This is a genomic window from Streptomyces sp. NBC_01166, assembly GCF_045039765.1.
Classification (GTDB): Bacteria; Actinomycetota; Actinomycetes; order Streptomycetales; family Streptomycetaceae; genus Streptomyces.
On record NZ_CP108613.1, the window covers coordinates 2,864,798 to 2,887,996 of the forward strand.

At 68.5% G+C, this 23,199-nt stretch carries 17 protein-coding genes and 1 tRNA gene; 1 reads left to right on the forward strand and 17 read right to left on the reverse strand.

Annotated features, from left to right (window positions below):
• Positions 1 to 9: 9 nt before the first annotated feature.
• The 12 genes from OG379_RS13300 to OG379_RS13355 form a co-directional block, all read right to left on the reverse strand.
• On the reverse strand, positions 10 to 909 hold the full coding sequence (locus OG379_RS13300; protein ID WP_405662349.1) for a hypothetical protein: 900 nt from the start codon (positions 907 to 909) through the stop codon (positions 10 to 12).
• Positions 910 to 1,163: 254 nt separating this feature from the next.
• Entirely contained in the window at positions 1,164 to 3,089 is a 1,926-nt protein-coding gene (locus OG379_RS13305; protein ID WP_405662351.1) for a TIGR03960 family B12-binding radical SAM protein, read from the reverse strand.
• A gap of 50 nt (positions 3,090 to 3,139) precedes the next feature.
• Positions 3,140 to 4,669: a CHAD domain-containing protein gene (locus OG379_RS13310; protein WP_405662353.1), complete on the reverse strand. Its 1,530-nt coding sequence runs from the start codon at positions 4,667 to 4,669 to the stop codon at positions 3,140 to 3,142.
• 80 nt (positions 4,670 to 4,749) lie between these two features.
• Complete coding sequence (rodA, locus tag OG379_RS13315) at positions 4,750 to 5,943, reverse strand: rod shape-determining protein RodA (RefSeq protein ID WP_393759417.1); 1,194 nt, start codon at positions 5,941 to 5,943, stop codon at positions 4,750 to 4,752.
• The gene (mrdA, locus tag OG379_RS13320) at positions 5,943 to 8,117 is read right to left on the reverse strand and encodes a penicillin-binding protein 2 (RefSeq protein WP_405662355.1); all 2,175 of its coding nucleotides are present in this window, start codon (positions 8,115 to 8,117) and stop codon (positions 5,943 to 5,945) included. Before mrdA ends, rodA begins: the two co-directional genes overlap by 1 nt.
• Positions 8,118 to 8,181: 64 nt before the next feature.
• On the reverse strand, positions 8,182 to 8,844 hold the full coding sequence (gene mreD / locus OG379_RS13325; RefSeq protein ID WP_393759413.1) for a rod shape-determining protein MreD: 663 nt from the start codon (positions 8,842 to 8,844) through the stop codon (positions 8,182 to 8,184).
• A gap of 11 nt (positions 8,845 to 8,855) precedes the next feature.
• On the reverse strand, positions 8,856 to 9,914 hold the full coding sequence (mreC, locus tag OG379_RS13330) for a rod shape-determining protein MreC (protein ID WP_405662357.1): 1,059 nt from the start codon (positions 9,912 to 9,914) through the stop codon (positions 8,856 to 8,858).
• 97 nt (positions 9,915 to 10,011) lie between these two features.
• Positions 10,012 to 11,031 carry a rod shape-determining protein gene (locus OG379_RS13335; protein WP_015577137.1) on the reverse strand — a complete coding sequence of 340 codons (1,020 nt, stop codon included), beginning with the start codon at positions 11,029 to 11,031 and terminating at the stop codon, positions 10,012 to 10,014.
• Positions 11,032 to 11,323: 292 nt separating this feature from the next.
• Positions 11,324 to 11,737 (reverse strand): nucleoside-diphosphate kinase, encoded by a 414-nt coding sequence (ndk, locus tag OG379_RS13340; RefSeq protein WP_014156293.1) that lies wholly within the window; start codon positions 11,735 to 11,737, stop codon positions 11,324 to 11,326.
• Between the two features lie 85 nt (positions 11,738 to 11,822).
• Positions 11,823 to 12,191, reverse strand: coding sequence for a DUF4233 domain-containing protein (locus OG379_RS13345; RefSeq protein WP_393759408.1), 369 nt, complete (start codon positions 12,189 to 12,191; stop codon positions 11,823 to 11,825).
• Between the two features lie 3 nt (positions 12,192 to 12,194).
• A complete protein-coding gene (locus OG379_RS13350) occupies positions 12,195 to 13,718 on the reverse strand; it encodes a bifunctional folylpolyglutamate synthase/dihydrofolate synthase (RefSeq protein ID WP_405662361.1) in 1,524 nt (507 codons plus the stop codon).
• A 124-nt stretch (positions 13,719 to 13,842) separates the two neighbouring features.
• A complete protein-coding gene (locus OG379_RS13355) occupies positions 13,843 to 16,461 on the reverse strand; it encodes a valine--tRNA ligase (protein ID WP_405662363.1) in 2,619 nt (872 codons plus the stop codon).
• Positions 16,462 to 16,598: 137 nt separating this feature from the next.
• Between OG379_RS13355 and OG379_RS13360 the strand changes: the two genes are divergently transcribed.
• On the forward strand, positions 16,599 to 17,618 hold the full coding sequence (locus tag OG379_RS13360) for a hypothetical protein (protein ID WP_405662365.1): 1,020 nt from the start codon (positions 16,599 to 16,601) through the stop codon (positions 17,616 to 17,618).
• Positions 17,619 to 18,315: 697 nt separating this feature from the next.
• Here OG379_RS13360 and clpX read toward each other — a convergent pair.
• The 5 genes from clpX to OG379_RS13385 form a co-directional block, all read right to left on the reverse strand.
• Positions 18,316 to 19,614: an ATP-dependent Clp protease ATP-binding subunit ClpX gene (gene clpX / locus OG379_RS13365; protein ID WP_103516222.1), complete on the reverse strand. Its 1,299-nt coding sequence runs from the start codon at positions 19,612 to 19,614 to the stop codon at positions 18,316 to 18,318.
• 156 nt (positions 19,615 to 19,770) lie between these two features.
• Complete coding sequence (locus OG379_RS13370) at positions 19,771 to 20,454, reverse strand: ATP-dependent Clp protease proteolytic subunit (protein ID WP_031091966.1); 684 nt, start codon at positions 20,452 to 20,454, stop codon at positions 19,771 to 19,773.
• 67 nt (positions 20,455 to 20,521) lie between these two features.
• A complete protein-coding gene (locus tag OG379_RS13375; protein ID WP_031091967.1) occupies positions 20,522 to 21,127 on the reverse strand; it encodes an ATP-dependent Clp protease proteolytic subunit in 606 nt (201 codons plus the stop codon).
• A 285-nt stretch (positions 21,128 to 21,412) separates the two neighbouring features.
• Entirely contained in the window at positions 21,413 to 22,810 is a 1,398-nt protein-coding gene (tig, locus tag OG379_RS13380) for a trigger factor (protein WP_405662367.1), read from the reverse strand.
• A gap of 150 nt (positions 22,811 to 22,960) precedes the next feature.
• A tRNA-Pro gene (locus tag OG379_RS13385) sits at positions 22,961 to 23,037 on the reverse strand.
• Positions 23,038 to 23,199: the final 162 nt, after the last annotated feature.

Below are 23,199 nucleotides of genomic sequence, written 5' to 3' on the forward strand. Positions count from 1 at the left end.
AGGAAGAACTCAGCAGAGGGCCATGGCCCGCACGGACCCGCCGAGATTCTCGTCGTCGGTGCCGAGGAGCGCGTCGGCGGACGCGGGCAGGCACTCCACCGCTTCGATCTTGTACCGGGGGAAGGTGCCGAGCACGGCCGGGGCGGTCGCGAGCGTGACCCGCACCTTGCCGTCGGCCGAGACGGCGACCCTGCCCGCTTCGCTCACCGCGGAGTCGAACGGGCCGTCGTCCCCCGCGTCCGCGGCCGAACTCACGACGATCCGGCCCGAGTCGGTCACCGTGATGTCGGAGATGTGGCGGGTACCGGCGACGGCGGGGTGGGCGGCACGGTAGGTCCGGCGTGTCACGGTGCCGAACCGGGGCTGCCCCCACGAGGCGAAGGTGAGGGGCGCCGCGTACAGCGTGGCGGGACGGCTGTCGCCCGTTCCCCGGTCGGCCCACAGGGCGGCGAGCTTCCCGTTCCGTGCGACCAGCGCGAAGCTCTCGAAGTCGTCGCCCTCACCGATCGACGGGAGCGGCGAGTGGTCGACGACCGTCGCCGTCGACCCGGTGACCTTCAGCCGGTAGACGATGCCGCGGGCGGTGAGCGCCAGGTACTCCCCCGGCATCCCCGGAATGCCCTCGATGGCTTCGAGGTCGACCGGCTCCGGCCCGTCCCAGGTGACCGGGGAGACGTCGTCGGAGCCCGCCCGGTGGGTGATCCGGGAGATCCGCTGCTGCCCGGACCCCTTGTTGTCGTGCACGACGAGCGCGTTCACCCCGGTCCCGTCCCCGGCGGGGCCCTCGTAGGCGAGGCCGCTGACACCGCTGCGGACGTCGCCGCCGGTCCTGTGCCATGCGCCGTCGGCGCCGGCGGGGGCGGTGCCGAGCACCGTCATCAGCGCGGTGGCCGCGGTGAGCCAGGCCATGGGCTGCAACATCGGGAGTTTCACTGGGTGCCGCTCGCCTTCTCCGTAAGACTTTCTCCGTCGGGCCGGCGCGCACGCACGCGCCGGACGTCAGGTTATTGATCTTGGTGAGCGGTCCCGGACACCATTACGCCGTTCGCCGGAGCGCGACGGGCGGTCCGGAAGAGGCAGCGCGCCGCGCTGACAGCGGTCCGCCCCGCCGGGCAGGGGCCGGGCGGGGCGGGAACGGCTGTCACCCGTACGAGGGCGGGGTGTTACTTCACCACCGTGAGCGGCAGGAGCTTCTTGCCGGTGGGGCCGATCTGGATGTCCAGGTCGAGCTGCGGACACACGCCGCAGTCGAAGCACGGCGTCCAGCGGCAGTCCTCGACCTCGGTCTCGTCGAGGGAGTCCTGCCAGTCCTCCCAGAGCCAGTCCTTGTCGAGGCCGGAGTCCAGGTGGTCCCAGGGCAGGACCTCCTCGTACGTCCGCTCGCGGGTGGTGTACCAGTCGACGTCGACGCCGAAGGACGGGAGCGCCTTCTCCGCGCTCCTCATCCACAGGTCGTAGCTGAAGTGCTCGCGCCAGCCGTCGAAGCGGCCGCCGGACTCGTAGACCTCGCGGATGACGGAGCCGACCCGGCGGTCACCGCGGGAGAGCAGGCCCTCGACGATGCCGGGCTTGCCGTCGTGGTAGCGGAAACCGATGGAGCGGCCGTACTTCTTGTCGTCGCGGATCTTGTCCCGGAGCTTCTTCAGCCGGGCGTCGGTGGCCTCGGCGCTGAGCTGCGGGGCCCACTGGAAGGGGGTGTGAGGCTTGGGCACGAAGCCGCCGATGGAGACGGTGCAGCGGATGTCGTTCTGCCCGGAGACCTCGCGGCCCTTGGCGATCACGTTGACCGCCATGTCACCGATCTGGAGGACGTCCTCGTCGGTCTCGGTGGGCAGACCGCACATGAAGTACAGCTTCACCTGGCGCCAGCCGTTGCCGTACGCGGTGGCGACCGTACGGATCAGGTCCTCCTCCGAGACCATCTTGTTGATGACCTTGCGCATGCGCTCGGAGCCGCCCTCGGGGGCGAAGGTGAGGCCGGACCTGCGGCCGTTGCGGGTCAGCTCGTTGGCCAGGTCCACGTTGAACGCGTCGACGCGGGTGGAGGGCAGCGAGAGGCCGATCTTGTCGTCCGTGTAGCGGTCGGCGAGGCCCTTGGCGATGTCACCGATCTCGGTGTGGTCCGCGGAGGAGAGCGACAGGAGGCCGACCTCCTCGAACCCGGTGGCCTTGAGCCCCTTCTCCACCATCTCGCCGATGCCGGTGATGCTTCGCTCCCGCACGGGGCGCGTGATCATGCCGGCCTGGCAGAAACGGCAGCCGCGGGTGCAGCCGCGGAAGATCTCCACGGACATCCGCTCGTGGACGGTCTCGGCGAGGGGGACGAGCGGCTGCTTGGGGTACGGCCATTCGTCGAGGTCCATGACGGTGTGCTTGGACACCCGCCACGGCACGCCGGACTTGTTGGGCACGACGCGGCCGATGCGGCCGTCGGGGAGGTACTCGACGTCGTAGAAGCCGGGGACGTAGACGCCGCCCGTCCTCGCGAGGCGGAACAGCACCTCCTCGCGGCCCCCGGGCCGGCCCTCGGCCTTCCAGGCGCGGATGATCTCTGTGATCTCCAGGACGGCCTGCTCGCCGTCGCCGATGACCGCGCAGTCGATGAAGTCCGCGATCGGCTCGGGGTTGAACGCGGCGTGGCCGCCCGCCAGCACGATCGGGTGGTCGACGGTGCGGTCCTTGGACTCCAGCGGGATGCCCGCGAGGTCGAGGGCCGTGAGCATGTTGGTGTAGCCGAGCTCGGTGGAGAAGCTGAGACCGAACACGTCGAAGGCGCCGACGGGGCGGTGGCTGTCGACGGTGAACTGGGGCACCTTGTGCTCGCGCATCAGCTCCTCGAGGTCCGGCCACACGCTGTACGTGCGCTCGGCGAGGACGCCCTCACGCTCGTTGAGCACCTCGTAGAGGATCATGACGCCCTGGTTGGGCAGTCCGACCTCGTAGGCGTCCGGGTACATGAGCGCCCAGCGGACGTCGCACTCGTCCCACGGTTTGACGGTGGAGTTCAGCTCACCGCCGACGTACTGAATGGGCTTCTGCACATGCGGGAGCAGAGCTTCGAGCTGTGGGAAGACCGACTCGGCAGACATCTGAGGACCTTCGTAGCTGGCAGGGGTGACCACCAAGCGTAACCCGGTGCTCAGCCTTTCAGCGCCGCGCGAAGATCCGGCCGTGACGCCCGCGCCCAGACCTCGGGCAGCTCGCGTTCCCGTGCCTCCGCCGCGGCCTCCTCATGCCCGTACAGAAGACCCCAGGTGAACGCGGACTCCCCCGCGCCCTGGGCCTGCACCGCCAGGGTGCGCAGGGCGTCCCGGGCCACGACGCTGTCCTGGTGGTCGCCGAGGACCGACTGCACGGACTTCATCCGTTTGGCGAACTTCTTGGCCGGCTTGCCCAGCGCCGGCCTGGCGGCCTCGGCGGCGTAGCGGACGCGTTTGGCGGCCTTGCGCGCTTCGTGCATGGCCACGTCGCGTTCCGCGCCGGGCTGCTGGTCCAGGGCGTGCCCGACGCGGGTGGCGAGGCGTTCGTAGTCCTTGAGCACGGCGCGGGGCAGGGCGTCCCGAGGCGGCCGCGCGGCTCCGGGGAGCAGGGGCGGGTCGGCGAGGAGGGCGTCCAGGGAGTCCAGCAGGGCCAGGTAGCGCTCCGCGTCGAGCACGGAGGCGACCCGTCGCCGTGAATCGGTGCGCCTGGCGACGGAGGTGAGCGTCAGCCGGGCGCTCACGGGGCCCAGGAGGAGGGTGTCGGGCAGCGCGGCGACATGGGAGCGGAGCCGTTCGCCGAGGACTTCCTGGTCGCGGTCGACCCCGAGTTCGGCGGCGAGCCACTTCAGCTCGGCGCGGAGGGGATCCGTGACGGTGCGGTCGAGCACCTTGCGGTACGTCCTGAAGGCGCTGCGCAGCCTGCGGGTGGCGACCCGCATGCGGTGCACGCTGTCGGGCAGGTCGCGGCGGACGGCGGGGTCGAGCTCGACGAGAGCCGTGACCTGGCGGCGTACGTAGGCGAGCACATGGTCGCCCGCGGTGCGCGGGGAGGGCTTCTTCACCTTCTTCGGCCGCGGCTTCCCGGGGGCGGTCTCGGCCAGCGCCCTGGCCAGCTTGGACGGCGCGGCGGAGGGCCGGACACCGGCCTTGCGCAGCCGCCGCTCGACGGCGTCCAGGAGGGCGGGGTCGACGTCGTCGGCCAGCTCGACCTCCAGCTCGGTCCACGCCGACGTGGTGCCGTGCCCCTCCTCGGTGAGCCGCTCCGCGAGGACCTCGTCGATGCTCAGCTCGGCGAGCAGGGCTCCGTCCTCGTCGAGGAGGTGGTGGACGTCCCGGGCGGAGAGGATCCGGACGACGGGGGTCACCTCCGTGTTCCGCACCCGGGAGCGGAGCAACTCGCCGAGGGCGGGCGGCAGGGTGTCGGTGAGCGGGGCCCGGATCTCGTCACGGACGTCGGCGGAGACGGGGAGTTTGAGGTGCCACCCGGCGTCGTCACCGCCCGTTCTGCGGCGCAGCGTGAGGGAGTCCGAGGCCAGCCGGAAGTCCTCGGTGTCGTAGTAGACGGCGTCCAGCTCACTGAGGCCCCGGTGGACCACCGCGGAGACCCCGGTCGCACGGGTCAGGTCGGGCAGCCTGGTCTCGGGGGTCGCTTCGTACTTCCGCTCGATCTCACGCTTCGAGTCCGCCATATGACGAACCTATCCGCGATGCCCCGGGTTATGCAGGGCGGAGCCGAGGCCGACCGGCGTGCGCCGGTCGGCCTCGGCGCTCAGGCCGACATCGGCCGTTGCACCTTGATCGACTGGAGCAGTCCGACGGCCACCCATACGGCGAACATCGACGAGCCCCCGTAGGACACGAACGGCAGCGGAAGTCCGGCCACCGGCATGATCCCGAGTGTCATTCCGATGTTCTCGAAGGACTGGAAGGCGAACCAGGCGATGATGCCGGCGGCCACGATCGTCCCGTACAGCTCGGTCGTCCCCCGGGCGATACGGCAGGCGCGCCACAGGACGACGCCGAGCAGGACGATGATCAGTCCGGCTCCGAGGAAGCCGAGCTCCTCGCCCGCGACGGTGAAGACGAAGTCGGTCTGCTGTTCGGGGACGAACTGGCCCGTCGTCTGGGAGCCGTTGAAGAGCCCGGTGCCGGTGAGTCCGCCGGAGCCGATCGCGATGCGGGCCTGGTTGGTGTTGTAGCCGACCCCGGCCGGGTCGAGTGCCGGGTTGGCGAAGGCCGCGAAGCGGGCGATCTGGTAGTCGTCCAGGACGCCGAGCTGCCAGACGGCCACCGCCCCCGCCGTGCCCGCGCCGAGGAGCCCGAAGACCCAGCGGTTGGACGCGCCGGAGGCGAGGAGCACGCCGAGCACGATGACGGCCATGACCATCACGGAGCCGAGGTCGGGCATCAGCATGACGACGGCCATGGGGACCAGCGCCAGGCCGAGGGCCTTGGCGACGGTCCGGTGGTCGGGGTGCAGCTGGTCGCCCGCGTCGACCCGGGCGGCGAGCAGCATCGCCATGCCCAGGATGATCGTGATCTTGGTGAACTCGGAGGGCTGGAGGGAGAAGCCGCCGGGAAGCAGGATCCAGGCGTGCGCGCCGTTCACGGTCGCGCCCAGCGGGGTGAGGACCGCGAGGACGAGCAGGACCGACAGCCCGTAGAGGACCGGCACCGCTCCCCGCAGGGTGCGGTGCCCGAGCCAGATGGTGCCGATCATCAGCGCGAGGCCGATGCCGGTGTTGAGCGCGTGCCGGAAGAGGAAGTAGTAGGGATCGCCGTGCGTGAGGGACTCACGGTTACGGGTCGCCGACCAGACCAGCAGCGAGCCGACGAAGGACAGCGCCAAGGCCGATCCGAGCAGGGGCCAGTCCAGCCGCCGCACGACGGAGTCGCGGGCGGTGAGCTTGGCCCAGACGGAGCGTTCCTCGGGGGCGTAGCGCGAGACGGAGAAACCTGCCATCAGTCACGCCTCCCCACGGTCCCGGCCAGGGCGCCCGCGAGCGCCTGGGTGCCGTCGTCGACGGGCGCGGGGGTGTACGGCTTGATCTTGGGCGACTCGATCTGGCCGTCCGGCTTGATCTTGGGCAGGGTCTTCTGGGGCGCGGGCAGCAGCGCCTTCTTGAGGTCCTGCTTGCCGCTCGCGTCGAGCCCGTAGAGCGCGTTGTAGATGTTGCGCACGGCGGGGCCGGAGGCGCCGGAGCCCGTACCACCCTGGGAGATCGTCATGACGATCGAGTAGTCCTTGGTGTACGTGGCGAACCAGGAGGTCGTCTGCTTGCCGTAGACCTCGGCCGTGCCCGTCTTGGCGTGCATCGGGATCTTGTCCTGGGGCCATCCGCCGAACCGCCAGGCGGCGCTGCCCACGGTCGCGACTCCCGCGAGGGCTTTGTCTATCTTGTCGCGCGTGTCTCCCTTGAAGGGCAGCTTGCCGTGGGCCTGGGGCGCGATCTCCTGGACGTCCTTGCCGTCGCCGCTGACGATCGCCTTGCCGACGGTCGGGTCGTACAGGGTGCCGCCGTTGGAGATCGCGGAGTAGATCGTCGCCATCTGGATCGGGGTGACGAGCGTGTCACCCTGGCCGATCGAGTAGTTGACGGAGTCACCGGCGCGCATCTTGTTGCCCTCGATGCACCCTTCGTACGCGATCTTCTCGACGTACGTGCCGTTCTTCTTGCCCTGCTTGCACCAGGCCGCCTTGTTGGCGTCGTAGAAGTCCTGCTTCCACTGGCGGTCGGGAACGCGGCCGGCGACCTCGTTGGGGAGGTCGATGCCGGTCTCCTTGCCGAGACCGAACTGGTGGGCGGTCTTGTAGAACCAGTCCGCCGGGTCCTTCTTCGGCTTGTTGCCGCCGTCCTTCGCCCATTCCTTGTGTGCCAGGCCGTAGTAGACGGTGTCGCAGGAGACCTCGAGGGCGCGCCCGAGGCTGATGCTGCCGTAGCCCTGGGACTCGAAGTTCTTGAAGACCTGGCCGCCGATGGAGTACGAGCTCGGGCAGGGGTAGTTGCCGTCGAAGTCGTATCCGGCGTTCACCGCGGCGGTCGAGGAGATGACCTTGAAGATCGACCCCGGTGCGGCGGTGCCCTGGATGGCGCGGTTCAGCAGCGGGAAGTTGGACTTCTTGCCGGTGAGCTTGGCGTAGTCCTTGGCGGAGATGCCGCCGATCCAGGCGTTGGGGTCGTACGTGGGCAGGGAGGCCATGGACACGATGCGCCCGGTCTTGGCCTCCATGACGACGACGGCGCCGGAGTCGGCCTTGTACAGCTCGTTGGTGTTGCGGTCCATCTCCTTGCGGGCCGTCTCCATCGCCTTGTTGAGCTCGTACTCGGCGACGGCCTGGACCCGGGCGTCGATGGAGGTGACGACGCTGGAACCGGGCTCGGCCTCGTCGTTCTGCGCCTGGCCGATGACACGGCCGAGGTTGTCGACCTCGTAGCGGGTGACGCCGGCCTTGCCGCGCAGCTCCTTGTCGTACGTGCGCTCCAGGCCGGAGCGGCCGACCTGGTCGGAGCGGAGGTAGGGCGAGTCGGTGTCCTGCGCCTTGGTGACCTCTTCGTCGGTGACGGGCGAGAGGTAGCCGAGGACCTGGGCGGTGTTGGCCTTGCCGGGTGCGGCGTAGCGGCGTACGGCGGTGGGTTCGGCCGTGATGCCGGGGAAGTCCTCGGCGCGCTCCCGGATCGTGAGGGCCTGCTGGGTGGTGGCCTCGTCGGTGACCGGGATCGGCTGGTAGGGCGAGCCGTTCCAGCAGGGCTGCGGGGTCTTGGCGTCGCAGAGCCGGACCTTGTCCTGGACGTCCTTGGGCTTCATGTCGAGGACGTCGGCCAGCCGGGTGAGGACGCCGACGCCGTCGTCCTTCATCTTCATCAGCTCGGTGCGGCTCGCGGAGACGACGAGGCGGGTCTCGTTGTCGGCGAGGGGCACACCGCGGGCGTCGAGGATGGCACCGCGGACGGCGGGCTGCACGACCTGCTGGACGTGGTTGTTCTTGGCCTCGTCGGTGTACTCCTGCCCGTTGCGGATCTGGAGGTACCAGAGCCGGCCGCCGAGCGTGAGGAGCAGGGAGAAGACGAGGACCTGGATGACGACGAGGCGGATCTGGACCCGCTGGGTCCGGCCCGTCTCCGGGATGTTGCTCACGAGGTGCCCCCGGTGCTGGTGGGTCGGCAGGGGGTACGGGGGTCGCCCCCGGAAGAAGACAGCCTCACAGTCGCTTGACCCCCTTGATCCTTCCTGCGCGTGCGGCGCGGCTGCGGGCCGCCCTGAGACGCATCCCGCCCCGCTGGCTGCCGATCCGCAGCCCGGTTCCGGTGGCCAGCCAGCCGGCGGCGACGTCGCCGCTGCCGGAGCTGTCGGCGACCGGGTCGTTCTCGGTGCGTCTGGCGAGCGCCATGATCAGCGGAACGGTGAACGGCGCCAGGAGCAGGTCGTACACCACGGCGGTGAACAGCAGGCTGCCGAGGCCCACATGACGGGCCGCCGTGTCGCCGACGAGCGCGCCGACACCGGCGTACAGCAGGGTCGATCCGAGCGCCGCGGCGACGACGAAGGCCATCGGGGCGAACGCCGACTTGAGCTGGCCCTTCTCCGGACGGGCCATTCCGGCGAGGTAGCCGATGACACAGAGCACCAGGGCGTAGCGCCCGGCGGCGTGGTCGGCGGGCGGTGCCAGGTCCGCGAGGAGGCCCGCGCCGAAGCCGATGAGGGCGCCACTGACCGGTCCGTACACGAAGGCGAGTCCGAGGACCACGAGGAGCAGCAGGTCGGGGGTGGCCCCGGGCAGCTGCAGACGGGCGAGGACGGATACCTGGATGACGAGGGCGACCACGACCAGGGTGACGGAGAGCAGAGTCCGGTTGAAGCGCATGGGGATCAGCTCTATTCCTGGTCGTTCGCCGCGTCACCGGCGGCCGTGCCGGTGTCGCCGGAGGCGTCCGGGGAGGCACCCGGGGATGCGGAGGCGTCGGGTTTCTCGTTGACGTTCCCGACGACCTTTCCGCTGCCGTCGACGAGGTCGCCGTTCGGCTGGGCGGTAACGGTGACGGTCGGGGTGGGCTTGGGCTTCTCCGGCTTCTTGGGCTGCTTCGGCAGGACCATGTCGCGGGGGTCCTCGCGGGGCGCCTGGACGACGATGCCCACGACGTCGAGCTTCGTGAAGCCGACGAACGGACGGACGAAGACTGTCCGGGTGAGGTCTCCGCCGGACGGGTCGACGCGGACCACCTCGCCGACCGGCACGCCGGGGACGAAGGGCTTGTCCTTGCTGGACCCGAAGGTGACCAGCCGGTCACCCTTCTTCACGTCGGCCTTGCCGTTGAGGAACTGGACCGACAGCGGCCGGGAGCCCTGACCGGTGGCGAAGCCGAGCTCGTCGGTCTTCTCCATCCGGGTGCCGACGGTGAAGTCGGGGTCGTTGGCCAGCAGGACGGTCGCGGTGTTCGGGCCGACGGTGGTGACCCGGCCGACGAGCCCTTCGCCGTTGAGTACGGTCATGTCGCGCTCGAGACCGTCGTTCGCCCCGGCGTCGATGGTGATGGTCCAGGAGAAGCCCTGGGCCGCTCCTATGGCGATGACCTGGGCGGCCTTGATGCCGTACTGGCCGGCCCCGGCGGTCTTCAGCATGCTGTCGAGCTGGCGGGCCTTGCTGGTGTTGCGGTCGTCGCTGCCGAGCTTCGTCTTCAACGCGGCGTTCTCGTGCTCCAGGGCCGCGATCCGGTCGTGCCGGTCACCGGAGTCCCGTACGGCGCCGATGGCGTTGCCCACCGGGTCTACCGCCGCCGAGACGCCGTTCTCGACCGGCCCGAAGACCGTGGCGGCTGCCTGCCGTGCTCCGTCCACCGGCGACGCCTCGCCACCGCGGATATCCACCGTGATCAGGGCGAATGCGATGGCGATCAGCAGCACCAGGAGCAGCCGGCTCTCTCGTGTGTCCCTCACGTGCGGCGGCCGTGCCTTCCTCGTCGGAATGTTCGTGCCTGTATACCAACATTCCGCCGTACGGGACGGCAGTGCCCGTACGGCGGAACATCGTGTTCTAGCGTCGGGGCTGGGCGTCCAGCACCTGCTGGAGTGCCTCGAACTCCTCGACGCACTTGCCGGATCCGAGAGCCACCGAGTCCAGCGGGTCCTCGGCGATGTGGATCGGCATGCCCGTCTCGTGGCGGAGCCTCTCGTCGAGCCCGCGCAGGAGCGCGCCGCCGCCGGTGAGGACGATCCCGCGGTCCATGACGTCGCCCGAGAGCTCCGGCGGGCACTTGTCGAGCGTCGTCTTCACGGCGTCGACGATCGCGTTGACCGGTTCCTCGATGGCCTTGCGGACCTCGGTCGCGGAGATGACGACGGTCTTGGGCAGGCCCGAGACCAGGTCGCGTCCGCGGATCTCGGTGTGCTCGTCCTTCTCCATCTCGAAGGCCGAGCCAATCGTGATCTTGATCTGTTCGGCGGTGCGCTCACCGAGGAGGAGGGAGTACTCCTTCTTGACATGCTGGATGATCGCGTTGTCCAGCTCGTCCCCGGCGACCCGGATGGACTGGGCAGTGACGATTCCGCCGAGCGAGATCACCGCGACCTCGGTGGTGCCGCCACCGATGTCGACGACCATGTTGCCGGTGGCCTCGTGGACCGGCAGCCCGGAGCCGATGGCCGCGGCCATGGGCTCCTCGATGATGTGCACCTGGCGCGCGCCGGCCTGGGTCGACGCCTCGATGACGGCGCGTCGCTCGACCCCTGTGATGCCGGAGGGCACACAGACGACGACTCGCGGGCGGGCCAGGTAGCGGCGCTTGTGAATCTTGAGGATGAAGTAGCGGAGCATGCGCTCCGTGATCTCGAAGTCGGCGATCACGCCGTCCTTCAGGGGCCGCACGGCAACGATGTTGCCCGGTGTGCGGCCGATCATCTTCTTTGCCTCGGAGCCGACCGCCAGGATTCCGCCGGTGTTGGTGTTGATGGCCACGACGGACGGCTCGTTCAGAACGATGCCGCGCCCCCTGACGTACACCAGCGTGTTGGCAGTCCCGAGGTCGATAGCCATGTCACGGCCGATGAACGACATTGAGTTCCCCTTGTTCCCCATGAGGATGCGTCGGGCCTTCCCAAGAAGCGAAGAATGGCTTGTTTTAGGTAGGCGAGGGTTGGCGCTGCGGGCGTGGAAGCTTCCATCGTAGTGCCGTATGCACGGACACAGCGCGAGGGTCCTTCGCCAAGCGAGCAGAACGGCTGCCCGTTCCACCCATGGTGACGTTACGTCGGGGGGATGCGTTCCCGCGATACGTGACCCTATGCCGAAGGGCGACCGAATTACTTCGGTCGCCCCAGGTCATGAGCGCTGATTGGCGGAGCCGAAGTCAGGAAAGGCCGGGAAAGAAGAGCTTGAGTTCTCGCTCTGCGGACTCCTCGGAGTCCGAGGCGTGGATGAGGTTCTCCCGGGTGATCGTGCCGAAGTCACCACGGATCGAACCGGGCGCGGCGGCGATCGGGTCGGTGGGGCCGGCCAGGGCGCGGACGCCCTCGATCACCCGCTCGCCTTCGGCCACCAGAGCGACGACGGGGCCGGAGGCCATGAACTCGACGAGCGGCTCGTAGAACGGACGGCCCTTGTGCTCGCCGTAGTGCTGCTCCAGGGTCTCCTGGTCGAGCGTGCGCAGCTCCAGCGCGGTGATCGTCCAGCCGGCCTTGCGTTCGATGCGGCCGACGATCTCGCCGATCAGCCCACGCCGCACGGCGTCGGGCTTGAGAAGGACGAGGGTGCGCTGAGTCATGTACGGCTCCTTGCAGACTTCCGGTGCGGGTGAGGGCGAGATTACAGGGGTACGCGAACGGCCCTACGGCCGGGTTTACTCTGCGTCATCCTTGGGCCGGAGCCTCCGTGCTCTCCTGCGCCTCGGCCTGGGCCGCCCACCGCGCCTTGGCCTCGTCGATCCTGCGTCCGTAGTGCACCGAGGCCCACCACAGGGCACCGAAGATCACCCCGAGGATGAACATCATCGGGACGAAGAAGCCGCTCAGCACCAGCACGATCTGGAGCGCCCAGCCCAGCTGCACACCACCGGGACGGGTGATCACACCGCAGAGCAGGACGGACAGAAGCATGCCGATGCCGCAGACCGTCCAGACCATGGCCATGGACATGTCGTCCGACTTCATCGCCACGAGTCCGGCGAAGCCGATGACGAAGAATTCACCGATCAGTGTCGATGCGCAGAGCGTACGCACAGGTCAGCGCCTTCCCAGGAGCAGCCGGGCCTCGCCGACCGTGATCACGGATCCGGTCACCAGGACTCCGGCGCCCGCGTATTCGGCCTCTTCCTCGGCGAGGGTGATCGCCGCCTCCAGCGCGTCGTCGAGGCGGGGCTCGACCTGGACGCGCTCGTGGCCGAAGACCTCGACGGCGACGGCGGCCAGGGCGTCCGCGTCCATGGCGCGCGGGCTGGAGTTCTGGGTGACGACGATCTCGGCGAAGATCGGCTCGAAGGCTTCGAGAAGCCCCCGCACGTCCTTGCCGTCGCTCGCGCCGACGACCCCGATCAGCCGGGAGAAGCTGAACGCCTCGGAGACGCCCTCGGCGGCGGCGAGTGCGCCGGCCGGGTTGTGCGCCGCGTCCAGGACGACGGTGGGGCTGGACCGGACGACCTCCAGGCGGCCCGGCGAGAGCACCGAGAGGAAGGCCTTGCGGACCGCTTCGACGTCGAGGCTGCGGGCCTGCTCCGCGCCGATGCCGAAGAACGCCTCGACGGCGGCCAGCGCCACCGCCGCGTTGTGCGCCTGGTGCGCCCCGTAGAGCGGCAGGAAGATGTTGTCGTACTCGCCGCCCAGGCCCCGCAGGGTCAGCAGCTGGCCGCCGACCGCGATCTCACGGGAGACGATGCCGAACTCCATGCCCTCGCGGGCGACCGTGGCATCCACCTCGACGGCCTTCTTCAGCATGACCTGCGCGGCGTCGACCGGCTGCTGGGCCAGGATCACCGTCGCGTCCTGCTTGATGACGCCGGCCTTCTCACCCGCGATCTCGGCGGGGGTGGTGCCGAGGCGGTCGGTGTGGTCGAGCGAGATGGGGGTGACGACGGCGACCGAGGCGTCGATGACGTTCGTCGCGTCCCAGGTGCCGCCCATACCGACCTCGACGACCGCGACATCGACCGGCGCGTCGGCGAAGGCCGCGTACGCCATGCCGGTCAGCACCTCGAAGAACGAGAGCCGGTAGGGCTGCTGGGCGTCGACCATCTCGACGTACGGCTTGATGTCGTTGTACGTCTCGATGAAGCGTTCCGGGTCGATCGGGGCGCCGTCCAGGCTGATGCGCTCGGTGATCGACTGGACGTGCGGGGAGGTGTAGCGGCCGGTGCGGAGCTCGAAGGCGCTCAGCAGGGCCTCGATCATGCGGGCCGTGCTGGTCTTGCCGTTGGTCCCCGTGATGTGGATCGAGGGGTAGGCGCGCTGGGGCTCACCCAGCACGTCCATCAGGGCCGCGATACGGGTCACCGAGGGTTCGAGCTTGGTCTCGCCCCACCGTCCGGCGAGCTCCTGCTCCACCTCGCGCAGCGCCCGGTCGGTCTCGGGGTCGGCGGGGCGGTCGGGCACCGCCTCGCCCTGCGGCGGACCCGACTGGGTGCGCAGCGTCCGGCTCCCGGCCTCGATCACCGCCAGGTCGGGGTCGCGCTGGGTCTCTTCGTCGACGATCTCCGCGAAGGTGTCGTCGGGGTCGGACGCGTCGTGCCGGTCTGAAGGGCGGGGCTCACTCACAGGGCCAGTCTACGGATGGCCACGGACATCGCGCGCAGCGCCCGCTGCCGCACTCTCCCCGGGGCACGGCGAAGCCCCCGCGCTCCCGGTCGGTCGGGGGCGCGGGGGCTCCGGTCCAAGGTCATCAGCCCTTCGGCAGGTTCGCCAGCTGGGCGGTGATCCTCTCGATGTCGGCCTCGGCCTTGGCGAGCCGGCCACGGATCTTGTCGACCACATTGTCGGGGGCCTTGGCGAGGAACGCCTCGTTGCCGAGCTTGGCGTTCGCCTGGACGATCTCCTTCTTGGCGGCCTCCAGGTCCTTGGTGAGGCGCTTGCGCTCGGCGGCGACGTCGATGGTGCCGGAGAGGTCGAGGGCGACCGTGGCACCGGCGACGGGGAGCGAGGCGGTGGCGTGGAAGCCGTCGCCGGCCGGCTGGAGGCGCAGCAGCTGCCGGATGGCGGCCTCGTGGGGCGCGAGGGCCGTGCCGTCCAGGGTGAGCGCGGCGGGGACCTTCTGACCGGGCTGCAGGCCTTGGTCGGAACGGAACCTGCGGACCTCGGTGACGACCTGCTGGACGAGCTCGATCTCCTGCTCGGCCTCCTGGTCGCGGAAGCCGGAGTCGTTCGGCCAGTCGGCGACGACGAGTGACTCGCCGCCGGTGAGGGTCGTCCAGAGCGTCTCGGTGACGAAGGGGACGACCGGGTGCAGCAGGCGCAGGGTGACGTCGAGGACCTCGCCCAGGACGCGCGCGGAGACCTTGGCCTGCTCGCCCTCGGCGAAGAACGTCGTCTTGGACAGCTCGACGTACCAGTCGAAGACCTCGTCCCACGCGAAGTGGAACAGGGCGTCGGACAGCTTGGCGAACTGGTAGTCGTCGTAGAGCGCGTCGACCTGGGCGACGACCGTGTTGAGCCGGGAGAGGATCCAGCGGTCGGTGGCGGTCATCTGCTCGGGGGCCGGCAGTGCGCCCTCGACCGTCGCGCCGTTCATCAGCGCGAAGCGGGTGGCGTTCCAGATCTTGTTGGCGAAGTTGCGGGAGCCCTGGACCCAGTCCTCGCCGATCGGGACGTCGACGCCGGGGTTGGCACCGCGGGCCAGGGTGAAGCGGACGGCGTCGGAGCCGTACTTGTCCATCCAGTCCAGCGGGTTGACGACGTTGCCCTTGGACTTCGACATCTTCTTGCCGGTCTCGTCGCGGACCATGCCGTGGAAGGCGATGGTGCGGAACGGGACGTCGCCCATGGCGTACAGGCCGAACATCATCATCCTGGCGACCCAGAAGAACATCAGGTCGTAGCCGGTGACCAGGACGGAGTTCGGATAGAACTTCTCCAGCGACTCGGTCTGCTCCGGCCAGCCCATGGTGGAGAACGGCCACAGTCCGGAGGAGAACCAGGTGTCGAGGACGTCGGTGTCCTGGTGCCAGCCCTCGCCGGTGGGCGCCTCGTCGTTCGGGCCGACGCAGACCATCTCGCCGTTCGGGCCGTGCCAGACGGGGATGCGGTGGCCCCACCACAGCTGGCGCGAGATGCACCAGTCGTTGAGGTTGTCGACCCAGTCGAAGTAGCGCGGGGTCAGGTCGGCGGGGTGGATGTTGACGCGGCCGTCGCGGACGGCGTCGCCCGCCGTCTTGGCGAGCGTCTCGACCTTGACCCACCACTGCATCGACAGGCGCGGCTCCAGCGTCGTCTTGCAGCGGGAGCAGTGGCCGACGGAGTGGACGTAGGGGCGCTTCTCGGCGACGATCCGGCCGTCGGCGCGCAGGGCGGCGACGATCGCGGACCGGGCCTCGAAGCGGTCCAGACCCTGGAAGGGGCCGGGGGTGATGATGATGCCGCGCTCGTCGAGGACCTGGATGGTCTCCAGGTCGTGGCGCCGGCCGATGGCGAAGTCGTTCGGGTCGTGCGCGGGGGTGACCTTGACGGCGCCGGTGCCGAACTCGGGGTCGACGTGGGTGTCCGCGACGACCGGGATGGTGCGGTTCGTGAGCGGCAGCCTGATCTGCTTGCCGATAAGGCGGGCGTAGCGCTCGTCGTCGGGGTGGACGGCGACGGCGGTGTCACCGAGCATCGTCTCCGCGCGGGTGGTGGCGACGACGATGGTGTCGTCACCGTCGCCGTACTTCATGGAGACGAGCTCGCCGTCGTCGTCCTGGTAGTCCACCTCGATGTCGGAGATGGCCGTCAGACAGCGCGGGCACCAGTTGATGATGCGCTCGGCGCGGTAGATCAGGCCGTCGTCGTACATCCGCTTGAAGATGGTCTGGACGGCCGTGGACAGGCCCTCGTCCATGGTGAAGCGCTCGCGGTCCCAGGCGACGCCGTCGCCGAGGCGGCGCATCTGGCCGGAGATCTGACCGCCGGACTCTTCCTTCCACTGCCAGACGCGCTCGACGAACGCCTCGCGGCCCAGGTCGTGGCGGGACTTGCCGTCCTTGGCGAGCTCGCGCTCGACGACGTTCTGGGTGGCGATGCCGGCGTGGTCCATGCCGGGCTGCCACAGCGTCTCGTAACCCTGCATGCGCTTGCGGCGGGTGAGGGCGTCGATCAGCGTGTGCTCGAAGGCGTGGCCCAGGTGGAGGCTGCCGGTGACGTTCGGCGGGGGGATGACGACGGTGTACGCGGGCTTGTCGCTCTTCGCGTCGGCCGTGAAGTAACCGCGTTCTACCCAGCGCTCGTACAGCGGCCCCTCTACATCGGCCGGCGCGTACTGGGTCGGCAGTTCGGGGGTGCTGGCTGGCTGCTGCGCTGCGTTCTCGGTCACGCCACACAGTTTAGGGGCGTCACAGTCGTGCACTGAAACCGGTTTGTTCAGTAACGGTGTACGTCCGGATGCCCTAAGTGAGCGCCGCTTCCGTCAGGATGTTCGGAACGCATAAGCATTCTGGAGGGGACAGCGCAATGAGCTACAACCAGCCGGGCCCGTACGGCGGGCAGCCGCCGCAGGGCCAGCCCGGACCGTACGGCCAGCAGCCGGGCCCGTACGGGCAGCAGCCCGGCCCGTACGGCGGCCCCCCGCCGCAGGGTCCTCCGCAGGGCCAGCCGCAGGGCCAGCCCGGCTACGGCTACCCGCAGCAGGCCCCCCAGGGTGTCCCGCCGCAGCAGCAGCCCCCGCAGGGCTACGGCTACCCGCAGGGCCAGCAGCCGGGGCCGTACGGCCAGCAGCCGCCCACTCCCCCGTACGGCGGCCAGCAGGCGTACCCCGGCATGCCTCCGCAGCCGGGCGCTCCGAAGAAGAAGACGGGCCTGATCATCGGCGCGGCCGTGGTGGCGCTGGCGGTCGTCGCGGGCGGGGTGTACTTCCTGACAGCGGGCGGCGGCAGCGGCGATGTGGCGGACTCCACCAAGGGGTACAAGCTCACGCCGGCCGCCTCGGTGGACGACTACAAGAAGAGCCCTTCCGAGAAGACGCCCTCAGGCCCGCTGACCGGCAAGGAGAAAGCCGAGTCGGAGGCCATGGGGGTCAAGAACCCCAGTCAAGCCGGCGCTCAGTACATGAGTGGCACCGAGGAGAACCCCCTCACTGCAAAGTTGCTCATGCTGTACGGCGCTTGGGGCGAAATCGAGGACCCCGCCAAGGTCATCGACGGCTTCTTCAAGAGTGCCGAGAAGGAAGCAATGAAGGACGAGGGTGCGAAGGGCTCGCTGGTCGGCAGCCCGAAGAACGTCACCCCCGCCGGTTTCGAAGGCGCGCTGATGAAGTGCCAGAACATGAACATCCCCAACGAGGAGGCCGACGGTAAGCCGGAGAACGGCCCCAAGGAAATGATCATGCCTGTCTGCGTCTGGGCCGACTACAGCACTGTCGCTGCCGTGATCGGTTTCGACATCGGTGGCGCCATGACGAACAAGCCCATGACCCAGGACGAGACGGCCGCCCTCGCCGCCAAGCTCTACAACACCTCCCGCACCAAGGTCTGATCCCGCACAGCGCGAAGGGGCGCCCGGCCACTGGCCGGGTGCCCCTTCATGTGCGCGTCGTTGTCGCTGGCACCATGCAGACTCCTCGTGACAACTGGCGTCGGGCGGGACTGGCTGAGTGGGGATCCAGCAGCGGATCACCGGACGGACATCGCACAATTCACGCCCGTTCGACCACGAAAAGATATGGCCGAACCACCTCGTTTAGACAGGATCAGGTCCTGGCATATTGGCAGGCCGTATTGACGTGCACATTATTACTTATCAATGCGTCGAGTTGAATTATGCACCACGCGTTCGTCAAAGGGGTGTCATTACCGCAGGCAGTCTTCACCTTTGCACCCACAACATATCCCTTACTGGCCAGATATCTCTCACACTGCCACGCGGTAGCACTTGCAGTCTCCGCCGTCGCCAGCGGGATCAGCACCGCCGCTGCAGTCACTCCCACTGCCGCAAGAACACGTTGAGCCTTCGGAAACTTCATGGGGCCTCCATCAAAGACAAGAGCAAGTTCGTGAAATAAGATCACCTTCCTAAATTAACAACAAGTTGTCACGCTGCAGTTGTCCAAATATCGCCACTCGCGGCCGATGGTTGACGCGAAATGCCCACCCCGCGCATCGCTGGCGCAGAACGCCGAAGGGGCGCCCGGCCACCGGCCGGGCGCCCCTTCGGCGTGTGTGGTGTGCTGCCGCTACGCGGACTTCTCGTGGCGGCCGCCGTCGTTCTTGCCGATCGTGCGCGGTTCGCGCGGGACCAGCGTCGGGTTGACGTTGTTGCGGACGACGTCCGGGGTGATGACCACGCGGGCCACGTCCTTGCGGGACGGAACCTCGTACATCACGGACTGCAGGACCTCTTCCATGATGGCGCGCAGACCGCGCGCGCCCGTCTGGCGGAGGATCGCCTGGTCGGCGATGGCTTCGAGGGCCTCGCGCTCGAAGTCCAGCTCGACACCGTCGAGTTCGAACAGACGCTGGTACTGCTTCACCAGCGCGTTACGCGGCTCGACCAGGATCTGGAGCAGTGCCTCACGGTCCAGGTTGTGGACCGAGGTCAGCACGGGGAGACGGCCGATGAACTCGGGGATCATCCCGAACTTCACCAGGTCCTCCGGCATGACCTCCTGGAACTGGTCGCTCGCCTGGATCTCCAGCTTGGAGCGGATCGTGGCCCCGAAGCCGATGCCCTTGGCGCCGGCCCGCGACTCGATGATCTTCTCCAGGCCCGAGAAGGCGCCGCCCACGATGAACAGCACGTTCGTCGTGTCGATCTGGATGAACTCCTGGTGCGGGTGCTTCCGTCCGCCCTGCGGCGGTACGGAGGCGGTGGTGCCCTCCAGGATCTTCAGGAGGGCCTGCTGGACGCCCTCGCCGGATACGTCGCGCGTGATCGACGGGTTCTCGCTCTTGCGGGCGACCTTGTCGATCTCGTCGATGTAGATGATGCCGGTCTCGGCCTTCTTGACGTCGTAGTCAGCGGCCTGGATCAGCTTCAGCAGGATGTTCTCGACGTCCTCACCGACATAGCCGGCCTCCGTCAGCGCCGTCGCGTCCGCGATGGCGAACGGGACGTTGAGCATGCGGGCCAGCGTCTGCGCGAGGAGCGTCTTGCCCGAGCCCGTGGGGCCCAGCAGCAGGATGTTGGACTTGGCGAGCTCGATCGCGTCGTCACGATTCGCGCCGCCGCCGTTCTCCCCGGCCTGGACCCGCTTGTAGTGGTTGTACACAGCGACCGAGAGGGCCTTCTTCGCGGGCTCCTGCCCGACGACGTACCCCTCGAGGAACTCGTAGATCTCGCGCGGCTTGGGGAGCTCCTCCCACCGCACTTCGGAGGTCTCTGCGAGCTCCTCCTCGATGATCTCGTTGCAGAGATCGATGCACTCGTCGCAGATGTACACACCGGGTCCCGCGATGAGCTTCTTCACCTGCTTCTGGCTCTTTCCGCAGAACGAGCACTTGAGCAGGTCGCCGCCATCACCGATGCGTGCCACGAGGTGCTTCCCCTTCGCCTGGGAGCAGCCTGGTTCAGCGGCTCCTGGTGCCTCTATCCGACGGTACCTTGCCTGGCCCCCCGTTCGGGCCCCCCTTGGCACTGTTCACACGGCCGGGGCCGTGCGGGTGGAATGTGCCAAGGGGAAAGACCGACGTCAGACGGACGCGCCTGCTGTGGTCTTACGGGTGGAGACAATCTGGTCCACCAGACCGTACGCGAGTGCGTCGTCCGCGGTAAGGATCTTGTCGCGCTCGATGTCCTCGCTGATCTTCTCCAGCGGGGTGGTGGAGTGCTTCGCCAGCATCTCCTCGAGCTGGGTGCGCATCCGCAGGATCTCGTTGGCCGCGATCTCCAGGTCGGAGAGCTGCTCACGGCCGGTCTGCGAGGACGGCTGGTGGATCAGCACACGGGCGTGCGGGAGCGCCATGCGCTTGCCCGGGGTGCCCGCGGCCAGCAGGACGGCGGCGGCGGAGGCCGCCTGGCCCATGCAGACCGTCTGGATGTCCGGCTTCACGAACTGCATCGTGTCGTAGATCGCGGTGAGCGCGGTGAACGAGCCGCCGGGGCTGTTGATGTAGATCGAGATGTCGCGGTCCGGGTCCATCGACTCGAGGCACAGCAGCTGCGCCATGACGTCGTTGGCCGAGGCGTCGTCGATCTGCACACCGAGGAAGATCACGCGCTCCTCGAAGAGCTTCGCGTACGGGTCGTACTCACGCACACCCTGCGAGGTGCGCTCCACGAAGCGCGGGACGACGTAGCGGTTGTCCACCTGCGGGCCGGTGTAGAGGCCGCTCGCGGAGGCGCCGGAGAAGTTGTTCATGTGGGTGTTCACCATCCTGGTGGCGTTCATGTGGGCTGGAGGTCTCGGCGTACGAGAGGGTGCGGGGTGGTGCACGCCCGGATCAGGCTCCGGTGCCGCCGCCGCCCGGGATGCCCGACGCGACCGAGATGATCTCGTCGATGAGGCCGTAGTCCTTGGCCTCCTCGGCGGTGTACCAGCGGTCGCGGTCGCCGTCGCGGATGATCGTCTCCACGGTCTGACCGGAGTGGTGCGCGGTGATCTCGGCCATCCGCGTCTTCGTACGGAGCAGGTACTGCGCCTGGATCTTGATGTCCGAGGCGGTACCGCCGATGCCGGCCGAACCCTGGTGCATGAGGATGTCGGTGTTCGGGAGCGCGAAGCGCTTGCCCGCCGTGCCACCGGTGAGCAGGAACTGGCCCATGGAGGCCGCCATGCCCATACCGATGGTGACCACGTCGTTCGGGATGTACTGCATGGTGTCGTAGACCGCCATGCCGGCCGTCACCGAACCGCCGGGGCTGTTGATGTAGAGGTAGATGTCCTTGTCGGGTTCCGCGGCAAGGAGCAGAAGCTGTGCGGTGATCTTGTTGGCGATGTCATCGTCGACCTGCTGACCGAGGAAGATGATGCGCTCGCCGAGCAGTCGGCTGTAGACCTGGTCACCGAGGCCTCCACCGAGGGACGGCTCTCCGGCGGCGTAGGGCATCAGATTCGTCACGTATCCACCTGCTCGTCTCTGACGGCTCCGGCCGTCTCAGCGTCTTCGTACCGGGTGGGCCGGGACTACCCGACCCTTCCTCTTCATGGACCCTAACGCGCAGGTGGGACAACGCCATCCCGCTTCCCCAACTGTTCGCTGGGAGCGCAAGGTGAGCAGTCCGCACAAGGGTTCCCGGGCGGTCCCCGGGGCGCGGGGCCGATACGACGACGGGCCCCGGACTCATACGTCCGGGGCCCGTCGTGCGGATCAGATCAACGATCGGAGCGGGGCTCAGGCCTCGTTCTTCTCGTCCTTCTTCTCGTCGGCCGACTCGGTGGTCTCCTCGGCGGCCTCGACCGTCTCGGTGGCCTCGTCCTCGTCGTCCTCGAGCTCGACGACCTCACCGTTGGTGTCGATGACCTTGGCGGCCTCGACCACGACGGCGAGCGCCTTGCCGCGGGCGACCTCGCCGACGAGCATCGGCACCTGGCCGCCTTCGACGACGGCCTGGGCGAACTGGTCGGGGCTCATGCCGGAGGACTGCGCGCGCCGCATGAGGTGCTCGGTGAGCTCCTCCTGGTTGACGTTCAGCTTCTCCTTGTTGACGAGCTCGTCAAGGATGAACTGGGTCTTGATGCCCTTGATGGCCTGCTCGGAGGTCTCGTTCTCGAACTCCTCCAGGGTCTTGCCCTGGATCTCGAGGTACTTCTCCAGGTCGAGACCCATCTGGCCGAGCTGGTGGTGCTCCAGGTTGTGCTTGCGGGTCTGGACCTCGTCCGCGAGAAGCTTCTCGGGGATCGGGACCTCGGCCAGCTTCAGCAGTTCCTCGAGGACGCGCTCCTGGGCCTGGGTGGCCTGGTCGTACTGCTTGGTGCTCTCGAGACGCTTGCGGCTGTCCTCGCGGAGCTCGGCGAGCGTGTCGAACTCGCTCGCCATCTGCGCGAAGTCGTCGTCCAGCTCAGGCAGTTCGCGGGAGGCGACGGCGGTGACCTTGACGGTGACCTCCGCTTCCTTGCCCTCGGCGGAGCCGCCCTTCAGCTCGGAGGTGAAGGTGGCCTCGCCACCGGCCTCCAGGCCGGTCACGGCCTCGTCGATGCCTTCGAGGAGCTCGCCGGAGCCGATGGTGTACGAGACACCGGCGGCCACGCCGTCCTCGAGGACCTCTCCGTCGACCTTGGCCTCGAGGTCGATCGTGACGACGTCGCCCTCGGCCGCGGCGCGCTCGACCGGGTTGGTCGAGGCGAAGCGCTCACGGAGCTGCTCCACGGCCTTGTCGACGTCCTCGTCGCTCACTTCGAGTGCGTCCACGGTGACCTCGATGCCGGAGTAGTCCGGAATCTCGATCTCGGGACGGACATCCACCTCGGCGGTGAAGGCCAGCAGCTCGCCATCCTTGAGTTCGGTGATGTCAACCTCGGGCTGGCCCAGAACGTTGAGCTCACCCTCGTTGACAGCCTCGGTGTAGAACTTCGGAAGGGCGTCGTTGACGGCCTCCTCCAGCACAGCACCACGGCCGAACCGCTGGTCGATGACGCGGTTGGGGATCTTGCCCTTACGGAAGCCCTTCACCGTGACCTGCTGGTTGATCTTCTTGTACGCCGCGTCGAGGCTGTCCTTGAGCTCCTCGAAGGGCACCTCGATGCTGAGCCGAACCCGAGTCGGGTTCAGGGTCTCCACGGCGCTCTTCACGGTTCGGTCTCCTTGGTGGCTGACTTCTTGGGGTTCTGCTGGGCCGCCGAGAGGCGGCTTCGCGGATCGAGCCCGGTACATCAGACACACGGGCACGCAATTTGCATAGTAACGGCAAGGGGGAGGACTCCCACAATGCGATCTTGCTGGTGGTCGGGGTGGCCGGATTCGAACCGACGACCTTCCGCTCCCAAAGCGGACGCGCTACCAAGCTGCGCCACACCCCGTCGGTGCGACACGTAGGGTACATGCAGAAGGCCGCCGCGCAGGCCGATTCGCGCAGGCGCCCCCGGGCCGGTCACGAGGCCACGCCGATACGGGTGTGCGCGCACCTTCCCCGACCCGCTACGATGCTTCCCGTACCGAGTTCCGCCGGGCCTTCCGGACCG